Origin of the sequence: Thermomonas hydrothermalis (genome assembly GCF_900129205.1) — a bacterium.
GTDB lineage: Bacteria > Pseudomonadota > Gammaproteobacteria > Xanthomonadales > Xanthomonadaceae > Thermomonas > Thermomonas hydrothermalis.
Genome location: NZ_FQUK01000046.1, coordinates 1 through 15,841 on the forward strand (window position 1 = coordinate 1; position 15,841 = coordinate 15,841).

At 65.5% G+C, this 15,841-nt stretch carries 13 protein-coding genes; 8 read left to right on the plus strand and 5 right to left on the minus strand.

What is annotated here, in order from left to right; all coding sequences use genetic code 11:
* From BUA29_RS10455 to BUA29_RS10470, 4 genes are all read left to right on the plus strand, one after another.
* A partial coding sequence (locus tag BUA29_RS10455) for a PilZ domain-containing protein (RefSeq protein WP_218587185.1) occupies positions 1 to 770 on the plus strand: 770 nt, incomplete at its 5' end.
* Complete coding sequence (locus BUA29_RS10460; protein WP_084602443.1) at positions 767 to 3,130, plus strand: cellulose biosynthesis cyclic di-GMP-binding regulatory protein BcsB; 2,364 nt, start codon at positions 767 to 769, stop codon at positions 3,128 to 3,130. The genes BUA29_RS10455 and BUA29_RS10460, both read left to right, overlap by 4 nt.
* Positions 3,114 to 4,148, plus strand: a complete 1,035-nt coding sequence (locus BUA29_RS10465; protein ID WP_072756502.1) for a family 8 glycosyl hydrolase — start codon at positions 3,114 to 3,116, stop codon at positions 4,146 to 4,148. The genes BUA29_RS10460 and BUA29_RS10465 overlap by 17 nt, the downstream gene beginning before the upstream one ends.
* A gap of 467 nt (positions 4,149 to 4,615) precedes the next feature.
* Positions 4,616 to 6,385, plus strand: a complete 1,770-nt coding sequence (locus BUA29_RS10470; protein WP_178137925.1) for a cellulose synthase subunit BcsC-related outer membrane protein — start codon at positions 4,616 to 4,618, stop codon at positions 6,383 to 6,385.
* A 243-nt stretch (positions 6,386 to 6,628) separates the two neighbouring features.
* Here the strand turns inward: BUA29_RS10470 and BUA29_RS10475 are convergent, their stop codons facing one another.
* Together BUA29_RS10475 and ltaE are read right to left on the minus strand one after the other, a co-directional pair.
* Positions 6,629 to 7,192: a fasciclin domain-containing protein gene (locus tag BUA29_RS10475; protein WP_072756504.1), complete on the minus strand. Its 564-nt coding sequence runs from the start codon at positions 7,190 to 7,192 to the stop codon at positions 6,629 to 6,631.
* A 225-nt stretch (positions 7,193 to 7,417) separates the two neighbouring features.
* On the minus strand, positions 7,418 to 8,437 hold the full coding sequence (gene ltaE, locus BUA29_RS10480; protein WP_072756505.1) for a low-specificity L-threonine aldolase: 1,020 nt from the start codon (positions 8,435 to 8,437) through the stop codon (positions 7,418 to 7,420).
* A 123-nt stretch (positions 8,438 to 8,560) separates the two neighbouring features.
* Between ltaE and BUA29_RS10485 the strand changes: the two genes are divergently transcribed.
* Positions 8,561 to 8,905 (plus strand): zinc ribbon domain-containing protein YjdM, encoded by a 345-nt coding sequence (locus BUA29_RS10485; RefSeq protein WP_072756506.1) that lies wholly within the window; start codon positions 8,561 to 8,563, stop codon positions 8,903 to 8,905.
* 22 nt (positions 8,906 to 8,927) lie between these two features.
* Here BUA29_RS10485 and BUA29_RS10490 read toward each other — a convergent pair whose 3' ends face one another.
* Positions 8,928 to 9,446, minus strand: coding sequence for an adenine phosphoribosyltransferase (locus BUA29_RS10490; protein WP_072756511.1), 519 nt, complete (start codon positions 9,444 to 9,446; stop codon positions 8,928 to 8,930).
* 73 nt (positions 9,447 to 9,519) lie between these two features.
* Between BUA29_RS10490 and BUA29_RS10495 the strand changes: the two genes are divergently transcribed.
* On the plus strand, positions 9,520 to 10,284 hold the full coding sequence (locus tag BUA29_RS10495) for an HAD family hydrolase (protein WP_072756507.1): 765 nt from the start codon (positions 9,520 to 9,522) through the stop codon (positions 10,282 to 10,284).
* On the plus strand, positions 10,281 to 11,156 hold the full coding sequence (locus BUA29_RS10500; protein WP_072756508.1) for an SDR family NAD(P)-dependent oxidoreductase: 876 nt from the start codon (positions 10,281 to 10,283) through the stop codon (positions 11,154 to 11,156). The genes BUA29_RS10495 and BUA29_RS10500 overlap by 4 nt, the downstream gene beginning before the upstream one ends.
* An 11-nt stretch (positions 11,157 to 11,167) precedes the next feature.
* On the opposite strand, the gene prpF is transcribed toward BUA29_RS10500, so the two are convergent.
* Positions 11,168 to 12,355 carry a 2-methylaconitate cis-trans isomerase PrpF gene (gene prpF, locus BUA29_RS10505; protein ID WP_072756509.1) on the minus strand — a complete coding sequence of 396 codons (1,188 nt, stop codon included), beginning with the start codon at positions 12,353 to 12,355 and terminating at the stop codon, positions 11,168 to 11,170.
* A gap of 75 nt (positions 12,356 to 12,430) precedes the next feature.
* Here prpF and polA point away from each other — a divergent pair, with 75 nt between their 5' ends.
* Positions 12,431 to 15,163, plus strand: a complete 2,733-nt coding sequence (polA, locus tag BUA29_RS10510; protein WP_072756510.1) for a DNA polymerase I — start codon at positions 12,431 to 12,433, stop codon at positions 15,161 to 15,163.
* A 352-nt stretch (positions 15,164 to 15,515) separates the two neighbouring features.
* Here polA and BUA29_RS10515 read toward each other — a convergent pair.
* Positions 15,516 to 15,841: transposase (locus BUA29_RS10515; protein WP_143148894.1), on the minus strand; the 326-nt coding region annotated here is incomplete at its 5' end.

A 15,841-nucleotide genomic window follows, 5' to 3' on the forward strand; every position in this document is an offset into this window, starting at 1 on the left:
GTCAGCCCCAAAGCCTGGGTGAAGAGTTGTTCTTGCATCCGCCAAGGCTGACATCATCCGGCGGCCCGTTCCACACCAGACGCGATGGAGCCCTCACTCGCGGCACTACCCTTATCCCCATGAGCTGGGAGCTGTTTAATCTCGTATTGCTCTCGGGCGTCATGGGGGTCATGCTCGAACGTAAGCAACGTCGTACGGCGCCACGAATGCCGGCGCACGACCCGGCTTTGCTGTGTTGCGACAAAAACACCATTGCCGCGTGCATCGATGATATTTCCGCCACCGGGGTCAAACTGGCGATCGAAGGCGACTTGCCTGCCGGGTGCGCTTCGGGCTGGACGTTGCGCGTCCAGGTGCGTGCCTTGGGACGCGAAGTCGTCATCCCGCTGACCTTGGCTTGGAAACACAACGGTGCGGCAGGGTTTGCCTTCGCTGCGCAGACGCTGCAACAACAGCGCGATGCCGTCGCCCTGGCGTTTGGCGACAGTCAGCGCTGGGTTGAATTCCGGCAGATGCGTGAAGAACAATCAAAAAGCATCGCCCAGGCGTTTTTCTTCTTGGTGCGCAAAGGAGCCTGGGGCATGGCTCAGCACATCGACGTTTTACTGCGCGAACCCTGGGCACAAAGCAAGGTCATCGCTCGCCACCTGATAGCCATTCTGCTAGTTTGGACCTGGACTCGCAGTTGTCAGCTTCTGCGCTGGGCATTAGATCGCCCCTGTCCACTGCCCGCGCCCCCGTCCACCTTCACCCCATCGACTCGATCATGAAGATTTGTTCCTGGTTTCCGGTATTCCGCACGTGGTGTTGTGTGGTAGCGCTGCTAGGTGGCGCAGCTCTTCCCGCCACCGCCAAGCTCGCAGGCGACGGCTCGACGCCCTCCGCTACCGCGCCCGCACCTGATCGGCCGACCCCGCTGGCAGCGACACTGCAGAGCTTCATGCCGCAGCCTGAACCCATCGACCTGCGCAATGCGCAGAACGAGTATCAGCTCAGCCTGCCGATCGCAAGTCGTATGGATATCCGCAAGGCCACGCTGCATTTGGTGGCGAATAACTCCATGTCCTTGCTGGCGCCGCGATCGCAACTGGTGATTCGGCTCGACGGCGTGGTCGTGGGCCAGATTCCGCTCGATCCCAAATTGCCGCAAATCCAGGCGACAATCGGGCTGCCTGCCGACTTGCTCAAACCGGGTTACCGGCGCCTGACCTTCGCCGTGGCGCAGCACTACACCAATGAGTGTGAAGATCCGTCGGCAGCGGAGCTATGGACGCAGATCGATAGCGCCAGATCCTGGATCGAATTGCAGGGCGGACTACGCGGTTGGCGCCCGACGCTGGCGCAGCTACCCGACGTATTCGACCCCAAGGTCTGGGGGCCGGCACAGCTGACCGTGATTACGCCGCAGACGATTGATCCCGCCGTGCTGCGTTGGGGCAGCCTGGCAGCGCAGGCGGTGGCGCTGCAGTTGGGTTACGCGCCGCTGACAGTGCGCCAGTTCACGCCGGTGATCGATGCGCAAAGCGATGCGCTGCTACGCATCGACACGCACAACATCGACGGTGACGCTGTCATTGTCGGCACGGCAAAGCAGATCGCCCCGTGGCTTGCGCCCGAGATCGCACAGCAAATCACCGGGCCGTATTTGGGTATCGTGCCGGTGAATACGGCCGCTACCCGCTTTGCTGTCATCGCCTCCGGGCGCGACGCAGCGGAGGTGGACCGCGCCCTGCTGGCGATGGCTTCACTGCAATTTCCCTACCCCGACGCGATGCACACCCTGGTGCAACAGGTAAAGCCCGCCGTGCTCGGGAAATATGCTGGGGCCAAGCTGCTACAACCTAATGCACGCATCCGCTTTGCCGATCTAGGCCTCACGACCAGCACATTTAAAGGCATGTACGGACGGGAGACCTTGGAGTTCTCCTTGCCACCCGATTTATGGGCGCCAGAAAACGCGTATGTCCATTTGAAGCTCCATTTCGCCTACGGCGCGGGTCTGCGCGAGGACTCCGTGGTCAATGTCTTTATCAACGACCAGTTCCAGGCAGCGATCCCATTAAATTCTCCCAGCGGGGGGGTTTACCAGGCTTATGACCTCGCCATTCCGCTGGTATCGTTCAAACCCGGCGCCAACCAAATCCGTTTCGAGCCGGCGATGATGCCGCTCGTCACGGGTAAATGCCTGGCGATCAACATGCAGAATCTGCAGTTCACCTTGTTTGCCGACTCGCAGATCGAGATTCCCAATGCTGCGCACCTGACCAGCCTGCCCAACTTGTCTTTGCTGGCACGCACCGGCTTTCCCTACACCGCCCCGGCACAGGGCGGGGGTGTGGCGCTGCGCATTGCCACACCCAGCCGCAGCGAGGCAGCCACCGCCTGGACCCTGCTCGCCAAACTAGCGCAAATCCAGCGCATAGCGTTGACCGATGTGATCTTCGGCGTAGGCACGACTGATCTTCCACGTGATCGCGATCTCATCGTGGTCGGCGCAGCCGATCGCATTCCCTCCCACGTGCTGGACAAAGCGCCACTGCGGCTGGGCACCAGCTCGCAGGCGCCGTATCCGGTGGCCGCCTTGCCGCCCGGCCCTGGCGAGCTCAGCTGGTTCGAACAATTCACTCGCTGGTTGCGCACGGTCTTCCAACTCACGCCGCAACCCGCCGCTGCGCAAGTCACCTGGATCACCCAGCAAGGCCGCGATCTCGGCGCAAAGGGAGTCTTGATGCAATACGCCTCGCCGGCCAACGGCAAGCGCGTGATCACCGTGCTGGCCGCAGCCAACGATGCGTATCTGCTGACACAGACCGACGCGCTGGTGCAGCCAGGCGTATGGGCACGGCTGCAGGGCGACTTGGTGCTGTGGCGCGAAGATCGCGAATTCGCCACGCAACAGGTTGGATCGTCGTTCACCGTCGGCAACGCCGGATGGACAGTCAAATTCGGCTATCTTCTGTCACGGCATCCTTGGGCGTGGGGCATCGCGCTGGCCATCTTGCTCGTCGCGCTGGCGCTGGCCACGTTGCGGATGCTGATGCGCTTCAAGCATCGCCATCATCGCGCAGTCAACGAGGCTTCTGCCTCGCCTGAAACTGCGGCTCAAGACGATCATGCTCACACGACGTGAAACCCTGTTGGTCTTGGCGGCTTGCATGGCCTGCGCGGCTTGGCCGGACATCACCACAGCCGCGGCCGGCAAGTCGTCTGCTCTCACCACGCCGTGGGAGTCGTGGAAGCGCAGCTTTGTGCAGGATGGCCGGGTGATCGACCCCGGCCAGCAGGGGATCTCGACCTCCGAAGGTCAGGGCTATGGCATGCTGCTGGCGACCGCCATGCGCGACCGTGCCGGGTTCGACGCCATGTGGACATGGACACGAAATAACCTCGACGTGCGCGGCGACGGCTTGTATGCCTGGCGCTGGACGCCCGGTCAAGGGGTCACCGACCGCAACAATGCATCCGACAGCGATTTGCTGATCGCCTGGGCACTGGTGCGGGCAGCGCAACGCTTCGCCCAGCCCGACCTGCTGGACGCCGCACGACACACCACACAGGCGATTCGTTCCCAACTGTTGCTCGACACTCCGTGGGGTACGGTGCTCAAACCAGCGGTCGAAGGCTTTGCCACGCCGCAAGGCCAAGTCGTCAATCTTTCGTACTGGGTGTTTCCCGCGCTGCCGACGCTCGCCGCGATCGACCCCTCCCCGCACTGGCAGGCGTTGACCGACAGCGGGCTAAAGCTGCTCTCGATCGCCCGTTATGGCCGCTGGCAATTGCCACCGGACTGGCTGTTGCTGGTCGACCCCCTGGTGCCAGACCCGGGTCGGCCACAGCGCTTCGGATTTGAGGCGGTGCGTATCCCGCTCTACCTTTACTGGGCGAAGTTGGGCTCGCCTACGCGGTACGCGTCGTTCAAGTCGTTTTGGAACAGCTTTCCGTGCCGCGATTTCCTGCCAGCCTGGACCAATTTGCAGGACGACTCGATCGACTCCTTCGGCGCTGATCCGGGCATGCGCGCCATCAGCACTTTGGTGCAGACGGGCAAGGCTCCGCAGCAAGCGTCCCCGCCACTGGCGCAGCAGACGTATTACTCAGCAACGCTGTGGATGCTGGTGCAAATCGCCGCCAGCGAGGGCAGCACATGAAGCGTCGCACCAGTACCCCTTTAGCCTTGACCTGCCTGGCAGCAGCGTTGGCGCAAGCCGGCGCATCGGGTAGCGTGTGGGCGCAAAGCGTGCGCCATCTGCCACAAACCGAGGTGCAGATAAAGCAAACGCCTCAATCGCAGGTGACTGTTCAACCCAGCCCGAGCATCAACCCGTTCCCGTCTGCGCCTGTGGGGTCAACGGAACGCATCGCGCCACGCCCAACCATACCGCCCGTGTCCCCAGCAGTAGGCGCTAACGACCATGCGCGAGGGCCAACACCACACCCGCTGAAGATGGCGTCCACGGGAGTTTCCGAGCGCCCGCTAAGACTGACCCTGCGCTCCACCTTGAACCGGACGGCATCCAATCCACAGCAGTCGAGCGCACCACCGATCCCGCCTGCTTGGCGCGACAGGCTGGAGCAGCTGCTCGCACGCAGCGAGGCAGGAGATCCACCCGCAGACTTGCCCGATTTCGTCCACGACCATCGCGCAGATATCCTTGCTTTGCAGGATTCCGACCTGGATCAGCGCCTGGCTTGGGCGCTGTTCAATACCGGGCAGGCGCAGGCAGCAGCTGACTGGTTTCGTGCCGCGTTGGCCGCGCATGGAACCAACCCTGACGGCTTGCGTTACGGGCTGGCCCTGACCTTGCGCAAGCAGGGCGACGCTGCCGCAGCATTGGCCGCCATTACCGACGTCGACAACGCTGATGCCCGGGCGCTGCGCGGCGATCTAGCTGTGGAGCTGGCACTGGCGGCGCAGCAGCGCGGTGACTATGCCGATGAATACCACTGGCTGCAGCAGGCACAAGCCGCCGGTCGCGATGATCGCGAGATAAAGACCTTGCTCGCCTGGAACGCCCTGCATCGTGGTGACGCGACCGATGCGGCACGCCGTTTCGATTCGCTCTACACCGCCGCGCCAGAGCAAGACGTGGCACAGGGCTTGGCCTTGGCCCTTCAGCAAAGTGACCAGGACGAGAGGTTGCATATGCTGGCGCGTACGCTCGGCGGCCCCCTGGCGTCCGTCGTTGCGCGCAGCGATGCGCAACGCGACCTCGACCTCGGTTTGCCGCAAGCCGCGGCGGCGCGCGTACCCAATCTCAACCCCGCGCTAGCCGGCCTGCTCTCGCCAAGCGTGCATGTTGGCGGGCTGGTGCGTGAGAAATCCGGCAGTCGCGGCACGTCACAACTGAGCATCACCCGCTGGCCGGATCTGCAAATCGACTGGCCCATGGCTGCCGATCGTCTGTCGCTCGACGTGGCGCGCGTGCGTCTGAACGCAGGTGCAGCCACGCCCGGCGTGCCCTTCGGTAGTAACCTTCCAGGACAGCCTTTGCCGACGACCGCGCTCGGCGCTGGCTGGGAGCCACGCCTATCGTGGACGCGGCAAGGCCGCTGGGGCGTGCAAGCCATGTTGGGCCTGACCCCTTCCGATGGCCCGGTGAGTTCTGCGCCCTTTGGCGAGCTGGCCGTGTCCAACACGGAAACTGACCACATGGTCACCGCCAAGCTCTACGTCGAGCCGGTGCGCGACTCGATGCTGTCGTACGTCGGTCTGCGCGATCCGGCATCTGGCCGCGCCTGGGGCCGGGTATTGCGCTGGGGTGGCAGTGTGGACGGCTACACTGCGCTCGGTGCCAGCGGCTGGACTCTTGGCGGCCGTGCCGCGCTCGAACATCTCAATGGACGCGACGTCGCGGGTAACGCCCACCAAGCTCTCGCACTCAGCCTGAGCCATAACCTGCCAATTGCCGGAATGCGCTTTTTTTCCATCGGCCCAAGCCTTGCTTATGAGCATTACACACGCAATCTTTCCGGCTTCACCTGGGGACACGGCGGCTACTTCAGCCCACAACGCTTCATCACAACCGGAGCGACCGTGGCGTTCCAGACGACCGAAGCAAAACGCTGGATCGCCGCCGGCGTGATGCAAATGGGTTGGCAAAGCGTGCGCCAAGACGGTGGCGCATGCTTTGCGCTTACCCCTCCTGCAACAGGCGGCAGTTGTACCCCGCTAGCCAGATCGACCTCAAATGGCCTGGGCACCAGCAGCCACCTGCGAGTGGGCTATCTGCTGTCGCCTCATTTGGAAATCGATAGCGAAGTCGGGGTCAGAACCGGCCCGGCATATCGGGATCGCGCGATCTATCTGGGTCTGCGCTACCACTTCGCCCCGCGCAGCGCGTTGTTTGGTATGGACTTGCCGTATCGCTTGATCAACGCCTGGTAAGGTCGTTTACAGCGCGCAGACGCGTTGGGCATTACTGAAGAGCGCGACCATGTGTCATCCAGACATTACCAGCACTGGCGATTGATTTGGCGCTGACACATTGAACCTTCTTCGCTGGCATGGAACGTGTCGGGCTCAAGACGCCGAATGGGAAAACGGGCCAGGGAAGGACGATTTCTGCCGAACCTAGGCACGGGCAGCAAGGCCGCCCGTGCGCCACGATTTACCCGCAGCGGGATTACTTCACTTCGGCATCAGCACACTGTCGATCACGTGCACCACGCCGTTGCTCTGGCGCATGTCGGCGGCGACCACCTTGGCAGTACCGCCCTTAGGGTCGGTCAGCACGATGCCGCCCATGCCATCGGCCTTGGCGGTGAGCGTGCCGCCCTGCACGGTGGTCAGCGTGGCGGTGCCGCCGCCGGCCTGGATCTGCTTGGCCAGCGTGGCGGCATCCACGTTGCCGGCCACCACGTGGTAGGTCAGCACGCCGGTCAGTGCGGCCTTAGCTTCCGGCTTCAGCAGAGCGTCCACGGTACCGGCTGGCAGCTTGCCGAAAGCTTCGTTGGTGGGCGCGAAAACAGTGAACGGGCCGGCACCTTGCAGCGTGCCGACCAGATCGGCGGCCTTCACTGCAGTGACGAGGGTGCTGAGGCTAGGAGCGGCGACGGCGGCAGCGACGATATCCTTCTGTTGGGCGTGCGTGGTGTGGTTGCTGGCTTCCATGGGAGTGGTGGCAACGGCAGGAGTAACGCACAGGGAAAGGGCAAGGGCGCTGGCAAGGGCGAACGGCAGAGTGGACTTCATCGGTGAATCTCCGGATCAATGGGGGAGTGTGCTCACGTGGGCGGTGGAGCGCCGACGTTGCAGGAAGCATTACGACGCCGCCACGCGGCTGGATGCAGTGATGCAGTCGATCCTCGCGTGGCGTCGCGCGATTTCACGTGGCGTGAACACGCGCGTCGCATTGGGAAACCTGTCTTCTGCTGTGGACGTCCAGAGCAAATCGGCGAGGGTCAGCGTCCGGTACGATCAGCCCGCAGCGAAGAATCGCGCGAACGCGTCTGCAGTGCGCTCGATACCTTCATCGTCGATATCGAGATGGGTCACCAGCCGCACAGTCGGTAGATAGCCGATGCTGATGCGAATGCCCGCCGCGCGCAGGTGTGCGTCGAGGTCACGCAGGCGCGCTACGGGCACGTCGATGAAGACCATGTTGGTGTGCTGACCGAGTACGGTCAGGCCGTCGATGGCGCGCAGGCGTTCCGCCAGCCGGGCGGCGCGGGCATGATCGTCGGCCAGCCGGTCGATGTGATGATCAAGGGCATACAGACCGGCGGCCGCCAGCATGCCGGCCTGACGCCAGCCGCCACCGCAGACCTTGCGCCAGCGCCGCGCCTTGTCGATCAGCGCGCGGCTGCCGACCAGCACCGAACCGACCGGCGCGCCCAGGCCCTTCGACAGGCAGACCGAAACGGTGTCGAAATGGCGTGCGATCTCGCGTGCCGGCACGCCGCAGGCGACGGCCGCGTTGAACAGACGGGCACCATCGAGGTGGTAACCCAAGCCGCGTTCGCGGGCAAGGTCGCCCGCCGCACGCAGGTAATCCAGCGGCAGGGTGCGGCCGTGCCAGGTGTTCTCCAGCGCCAGCAGGCGGGTGCGCGCGAAGTGCGGATCCACCGGCTTGATCGCCGCAGCCACGCGATCCAGCGGCAGGCTGCCGTCCTCGGCCTGCACGATGGGCTGCGGCTGGATCGAGCCCAGCACGGCAGCGCCACCGCCTTCGAACTTGTAGGTGTGCGCGTCCATCCCGACGAGGTATTCGTCGCCGCGCTCACAGTGCGACAGCAGCGCCAGCAGATTCGACTGCGTGCCGGTGGGCACGAACAGGCCCGCCTCGAACCCCAGCATCGCCGCCAGCCGTTCCTGCAAGGCATTGACCGTCGGGTCTTCGCCGTAGACGTCATCGCCCACCGGTGCCGCCTGCATGGCCTCGCGCATCGCCGCGGTGGGCTGGGTGACGGTATCGCTGCGCAGATCCACCACGTGCATCGCTTGTCCTTCTCTTGGCTGCCGGGGCGCTGACTGTACTGCGGAACCCGGGGACCGTGCGCCTCTCCCTCACTTGGGTGAAGAACTAAAATAGCCTCCCCGCGCATGCCGGATCACGCCACCATGACCACGCTTCCGCCCTGCCCGAGCTGCGGCTCCGAATACACCTACGAAGACGGCGCCCAGCTGGTCTGCCCGGAATGCGGGTATGAGTGGGATCCGACCGCGACCGCGCCTCACGATGAAGAACCCGCCCGTGTCGTCAAGGATGCCGTCGGCAATGTCCTCAAAGATGGCGATACGGTCACCGTCATCAAGGACCTGAAGGTGAAGGGTTCGTCGCTGGTGGTGAAGGTGGGCACCAAGGTGCGCAACATCCGCCTGGTCGATGGCGACCACGACATCGACTGCAAGATCGACGGCATCGGCGCGATGGGGCTGAAGTCGGAGTTCGTGAAAAAAGTCTGATGCAGCCGGCATGCCGGCCGGTTCACACCATGCACGCTGCCCGCAGGGGGAGATCCGTCCCCCAGCGGGCGCGACCGGCAAGTGCCACGATCTCCAGCAGCACGCCGGCCCCCACCACGTCCAGCCCAAGGCGTTGCGCCAGCGTGCGTGCGGCCAACAGGGTGCCGCCGGTGGCCAGGACGTCGTCCACCAGCAGCACCCGCGCGCCAGCCGGTAGGATCCCGGCCTGCATTTGCAGCCGGTCTTCGCCGTATTCGAGCGCGTAGCGCTGCTCGACCACGGCTCCAGGCAACTTGCCCGGTTTGCGCAGTGGCACCAGCCCCACCCCCAGCGCCTGCGCCAGCGGCGCCCCCAGCAGAAAGCCGCGCGACTCGATCGCCAGTACCGCATCCAGCCGTGCATCGCGCCAGGGTGCTGCCAACGCGTCGATCGCCGCGGCAAAGGCCTCGGCATCGGCCAGCACCGGCATGATGTCCTTGAACAGTACGCCGGGGCTGGGGAAGTCGGGGGTGTCGCGGATCAGGCGGGGCCAGTCGGTCATCGGGTGGCCGGAACGCAGTGGAAACGGGATTGCCATCATGCCCCAGCCCACGGCGCCTGCGTAGAATGCGGCGATGGCTTCCACTCCCTCCCACGACGGCATCGCCCTGGTCGGCTTCGATGCCGATGACACCCTGTGGCGCAGCCAAGAGTATTTCGACGCGGCGCAAGCGCAGTTCGAGCAGATCCTGTCGGCCTATGTGGATCTGGATGACGTGCTACAGCGGCTGTACGACTACGAGGCGCGCAACATCGCCATCTTCGGCTACGGCGTAAAAGGCATGGCGTTGTCGATGGTCGAGGCGGCGGTGGAAATCACCCAGGGCCGCATCAGTGCCACCGACATTCACCGCATCGTCGCCCTCGCCAAGACGTTGTTGCAGCACCCGGTGGCACTGCTGGACGGCGTGCACGCGGCGGTCACCGCCGTGGCGGCGCGGTATCCGGTGGTGCTGATCACCAAGGGCGATCTGTTCCATCAAGAGGCCAAGGTGCGGCAATCCGGCCTGGCTGAGCTGTTCCGCCGCATCGAAGTGGTCAGCGAGAAAGACCCGCCCACTTACGCGCGGCTGCTCGAGGAGTTCGGCATTCCCGCCCACCGCTTCCTGATGGTCGGCAACTCGCTGCGCTCGGACATCGCCCCGGTGCTGGCGCTGGGCGGTTACGGCGTGCATGTGCCCTATCACACCACCTGGCAGCACGAAGCCGGCGCCCGTATCGACGCAGGCCGTGAGCGCATGCGCACCGTGGCCAGTCTGATGGAACTGCCGGACGCGATCGCATCGCTCGACGCCCAGGCCCGCGCCACCCCACTTTCCACGCAGGAGACTGCTGCATGATCGATCTGCACGGCAAAGTCGCCCTAGTCACCGGCGCCGGTGGCGGCCTCGGTCGCGCCCATGCGCTGTTGCTGGCCCGCCACGGCGCCAAGGTGGCCGTCAATGACCTCGGGGCGGGCGCTGAGACGGTGGCCGAAGAAATCCGTACCGCTGGCGGGCAGGCCATGGCGCTCACCTGCGCGGTGGACGATGCCGACGCAGTTCAGGCCATGGTGGCTGCCATCGAAGCGCAGTGGGGCGGGGTCGATCTGCTGGTCAACAACGCCGGCATCCTGCGCGACAAGAGCTTCGCCAAGATGCCGCTGGATGATTTCCGGCAGGTGCTGGACGTGCATGTCATGGGCGCGGTGCATTGCACCCAGGCCGTCTGGAACGGCATGCGTCAGCGCGGTTACGGACGCATCGTGCTGACCACGTCGTGCAGCGGCCTGTTTGGCAACTTTGGCCAGGCCAACTATGCCGCCGCCAAGATGGCGCTGGTGGGGCTGATGCAAACCTTAGGGATCGAAGGCGCCAAATACGGCATCCGGGTCAACTGCCTGGCGCCGCTGGCGGCCACCCGGATGATGCAGGGCATCCTGCCGGAGGAACAGCTGGCGCACTTCCGGCCAGAGCTGGTCAGCCCGGCGGTGCTGGCGCTGGTGGCCGAGGACGCCCCCAACCGCGCCATCCTCTGCGCCGGCGCTGGCAGCTTCGAGCTGGCTTTCATCGGCCTGACCCAGGGGATCCATCTCGGCCCAACCGCCAGCGCCGAAGCCATCCTGGCACGCTGGGCCGAGCTGGCGGATCGTCACGACAGCCTGCTGCCGGAACAGGGGTTCGACCAAGCCCGTCACGAGCTGCGCAAGGCCGGATTCAGCGACGCGACCTGAGCCGCCGCGCCTCAGACCGGCGGCACCCGCACCCAGCCTTCCATCAGCACCCGCGCGCTGCGGCTCATCACGGCGCGGGTGACCGTCCAGCGGCCATCGACCTGACGCACCGAGGCGCCGACGCGCAGGGTGCCGGAGGGATGACCAAAGCGCACCACGTCACGCTGGCCGCCGCCGGCCGCCCGGTTCACCAGCGTGCCAGGCACCGCCGCGGCGGTGGCGATGGCCACCGAGGCCGTGCCCATCATCGCGTGGTGCAACTTGCCCATCGACATCGCCCGGACGTTGAGGTCGATGTCGCTGGCGGCAATGGGCTTGCCGCTGGCGGCCTGGTAGCCCCGCGGCGGCGCCACCCAGGCCAGTTTCGGGGTGTGCTGGCGGGTGGCGGCCTCTTCCGGCGTGCGGATCAACCCCATCCGCAGCGCACCAGCCACGCGGATCGCCTCCAGCCGTGCCAGCAACGCCGGATTGTCATTGACGGCCGGCTGCAACTCGGTGCCGTCCAGCCCCAGCGCCGACGCCTCCACGAACACGGTCGGGATTCCGGCATTGATCAGGGTGGCCTCCAGCGTGCCGACCCCGGGCACCTCCAGGCGATCGACCAGCTGACCGGTGGGGAACATGCCCGCAGTGGCATCCCCGCCTTCGTCATCGGCCGGGTCGAGAAACTCCAGCACGATCTCCGCCGCCGGAAAGGCCACGCCGTCCAGCATGAAATCGCCGGTTTCCTGCACCTGACCGTTGCTGATCGGGACGTGCACCAGGATGGTCTTGCCGATGTTGGCCTGCCAGACGCGCACGGTGACCGTGCCCGACTCCGGGATGCGCGCGGCCGGGAGATAGCCGCTCATGATCGCGAACGGCCCCACCGCAGTGGACAGGTTGCCGCAGTTGCCGCTCCAGTCCACGAATGCGCTGTCGATCGCCACCTGCCCGTACAGGTAATCGACGTCATGATCCGGCCGGGTCGAAGGCGAGACGATCACGCACTTGCTGGTGCTGGAGGTGGCCCCGCCCATGCCATCGGTGTGCTTGCCATAGGGATCGGGCGAACCGATCACCCGCATCAGCAGGGCGTCGCGTGCCGGGCCTGGCACCTGCGCCGGCGGCGGCAGATCCTCCAGCCGGAAGAACACACCTTTGGACGTGCCACCACGCATGTAGGTCGCAGGGATACGAAGCTGGGGCAGGAACGGCATGGGCCTGGCCTCATTGCAGGTTGTCAGGGCCGACATTATCCCGCCAGCACCGGATCAGGTGCGTAGAATCGGCGGATGACTCGCCTGGTTCTGATCGACGGCTCCTCCTACCTGTATCGCGCCTTCCACGCGCTGCCGCCCTTGTCCAATGCCGCCGGCGAACCGACCGGCGCATTGTTCGGGGTGGTCAACATGCTGCGCGCGCACCTGAAGGAGCGCCCGGACTACATCGCCTTCGTGATGGACGCACCCGGCAAGACGTTCCGCGATGAGCTCTACCCCGACTACAAGGCCAACCGCCCACCGATGCCGGAAGAACTGCGCGCCCAGATCGAGCCGATGCTGGCGGTGGTGGACGCACTGGGCATCCCGATCCTGCGTGTGCCTGGGGTCGAGGCCGACGACGTGATCGGCACTCTCGCCGTCCAGGCGGCGCGCGCCGGCATCGACGTCACCATCTCCACCGGCGACAAGGATTTTGCCCAGCTGGTGCGCGAAGCCGACGGCGACAGTGGCGCGATCCGGCTGATCAATACCATGACCGGCAGCCGGCTGGAGTCGGAGGCCGCTGTGGTCGAGAAGTTCGGCGTCCGCCCGACGCAGATCGTCGATTACCTGGCCCTGATGGGCGACAAGATCGACAACGTGCCCGGGGTGGAGAAATGCGGCGAGAAGACCGCGGCCCGCTGGCTGGCCGAATATGGCTCGCTGGACGGTGTGATCGCACACGCCGATGCCGTCCCCGGCAAGCTCGGCCAATACCTGCGGGACGCCCTGCCACGCCTGCCGCTGAACCGGCAGCTGGTGACCATCCGCACCGACCTCGATCTAGGCATCGAGCCGCAGGCACTGGTGTTGCGGCCACGTAACGTCGAGGCGCTGCGCGCGCTCTACACCCGCTATGGCTTCAACCAGGCGCTGAAAGAGCTCGATGCCACCGCTGCCGCACCCGCGCCATCCGCCGCTGCGACCACCCCCACGAATCCGGCCCTGGCCGCGTCAGGCCAGTACGAAACGGTCCTGACCCAAGCCCAGCTGCAGGACTGGATCGCCCGGCTGACCGCCGCCGACGCCTTTGCCTTCGATACCGAAACCGACGCCCTCGACCCGCAACGTGCGCGCCTGGTGGGGCTCAGCCTGAGCGTGCAGACCGGCCAGGCCTGCTACATCCCGCTGGCCCACGTCGGCCCGGATGCCCCGCCGCAACTTCCAACCAATGTCGTGCTTTCGGCGCTGCGCCCACTGCTGCAAGACCCGGGCAAGCGCAAGATCGGCCAGAACGGCAAATTCGACCTGCACGTGCTGCGCCGGCACGGCGTGGAGGTGCGCGGCTATGCCGATGACACGCTGCTGGAAAGCTTCGTGCTAGAAGCCGGCCTCACCCGCCACGACATGGACTCGCTGGCCCGCCGCCATCTGGGCTACCAGACCCTGCGCTTCGAAGACGTGGCCGGCAAAGGTGCCCGGCAGATCCCGTTCTCCCAGGTCGCCGTCGATCTGGCCTGCCGCTATGCCGCCGAGGACGCCGACATCACCCTGCGCCTGCATCAGGTGCTGTCGAGCCAACTGGCCACCGAGCCCCGCCTGCAGGCGGTGTACCGCGACATCGAAATGCCGCTGGTGCCGGTGCTGGCACGCATGGAAGCCAATGGCGTGCAAATCGACGCCGCCGAACTCAAGCGGCAATCGCACGAACTTGGCCAACGCATGCTCGAAGCACGCGCACGTGCCGACGCCCTAGCCGGCCGCCCCATCAACCTGGATTCCCCCAAACAGCTGGCCGCCCTGCTCTACGAAGAACTGGCGCTGCCGGTGCGGGTCAAGACCCCGGGCGGGGCACCCTCCACCAACGAGGACGCGCTCGAAGCGATCGCCGACCTGCACGAGCTGCCGCGGGTGATCCTGCGCTACCGCAGCCTGGCCAAGCTGCGCAGCACCTACACCGACACGCTGCCGGCGATGATCAACCCCGCCACCGGCCGGGTGCACACCAGCTACAACCAGGCCGGCGCCGCCACTGGCCGACTGTCGTCGTCCGATCCCAACCTGCAGAACATCCCGGTGCGCAGCGAGGAAGGCCGGCGCATCCGCGCCGCGTTCGTGGCCCCGCCGGGGCGCAAGCTGGTTTCGTTCGACTACTCGCAGATCGAGCTGCGGATCATGGCCCACCTTTCGGAAGATCCGGCCCTGCTGCGTGCCTTTGCGCAAGGGGCCGACATCCACCGCGCCACTGCTGCCGAAGTCCTGGGCAAACCGCTGGATGCGGTGACCGCAGACGAGCGCCGTGCCGCCAAGGCGATCAACTTCGGGCTGATCTACGGCATGGGCGCACACGGGCTGGCGCGCCAGCTGGGCATCGACCGCGGCCAGGCCCAGGACTACATCGCGCTCTACTTCAACCGCTACCCCGGCGTGCGCGACTACATGGAACGCACCCGCCAGCAGGCCCGCACCCAGGGCTACGTGGAAACCGTGTTCGGCCGCCGCCTGGCGCTGCCACAGATCGCTTCCCGCAATGCCTCCCAACGCGCCGGGGCCGAACGCGCCGCCATCAATGCGCCGATGCAGGGCACCGCCGCCGACATCATCAAACGCGCCATGGTCGCGGTGGACGCCTGGCTCGAGGCTCACCGCGACCGTGCGCTGATGATCCTGCAGGTGCACGACGAACTGGTGTTCGAAGCCGATGCCGACTTCGTTCCGACCCTGCAGGCCGAGGTGCCGGCGCTGATGGCCGGCGTGGCCAACCTGCGAGTCCCGCTGGTGGTGGACTGCGGCGTCGGCGACAACTGGGATCAGGCCCACTAAACGCGCCACACCACCGGGGGCGGCGCGCATGGCCCTGCGCTCACGAAAACGGAGCCGCGCACCCATAATCCGTGATCGTGGTCAACCCGATGCGGGGTTGCCGGAAAATGCAATGAACGATTCCTAAACCGAACAGTTTTTTAACTGCGGTTTTAACGAACCACTCAGGTGCCGAGTGGTCATATAGCACGCGACAGGTGCAACGCCTGTCGCTGATGATCACAACCCCTCCCCTGGTGTGATCGACTGGAAGACAACCGGTCCTCCCCAACCGGCCTTCCCCCAAAGCCCCGCAGCCCCCCCTGGCTGTGGGGCTTTTCTTTGGCTCAATCGCGATTCCAGTGGAAACGGTTCATGTCTGATGGGGAGCATGGAGCCAAGGGTGACGGGGTAGATGCCTGAGCTTGGCGCACAGCAGGTAGCTGATGGCGATCAGGTTGGCGTCAGTGCGATAGCCCTTGGCGCGGGCCTTGGCGGCCTGGATCTGGGCGTTGAAGGCCTCGACCTGGCCGTTGGACAGGCCGGTGTCGAAATGCCGCAGGATGCCGGTGAGGTGGTCGCGGATGGTGGCACCGAGCTTCTTGAAGGGCGTCAGCCGACACCGTCGTGCCCAAGAGACCCACTTTCGGAGCAGCGGTTCGGCGGTGGGGCGATCCGATGCCATCTCGTAGATGCGGC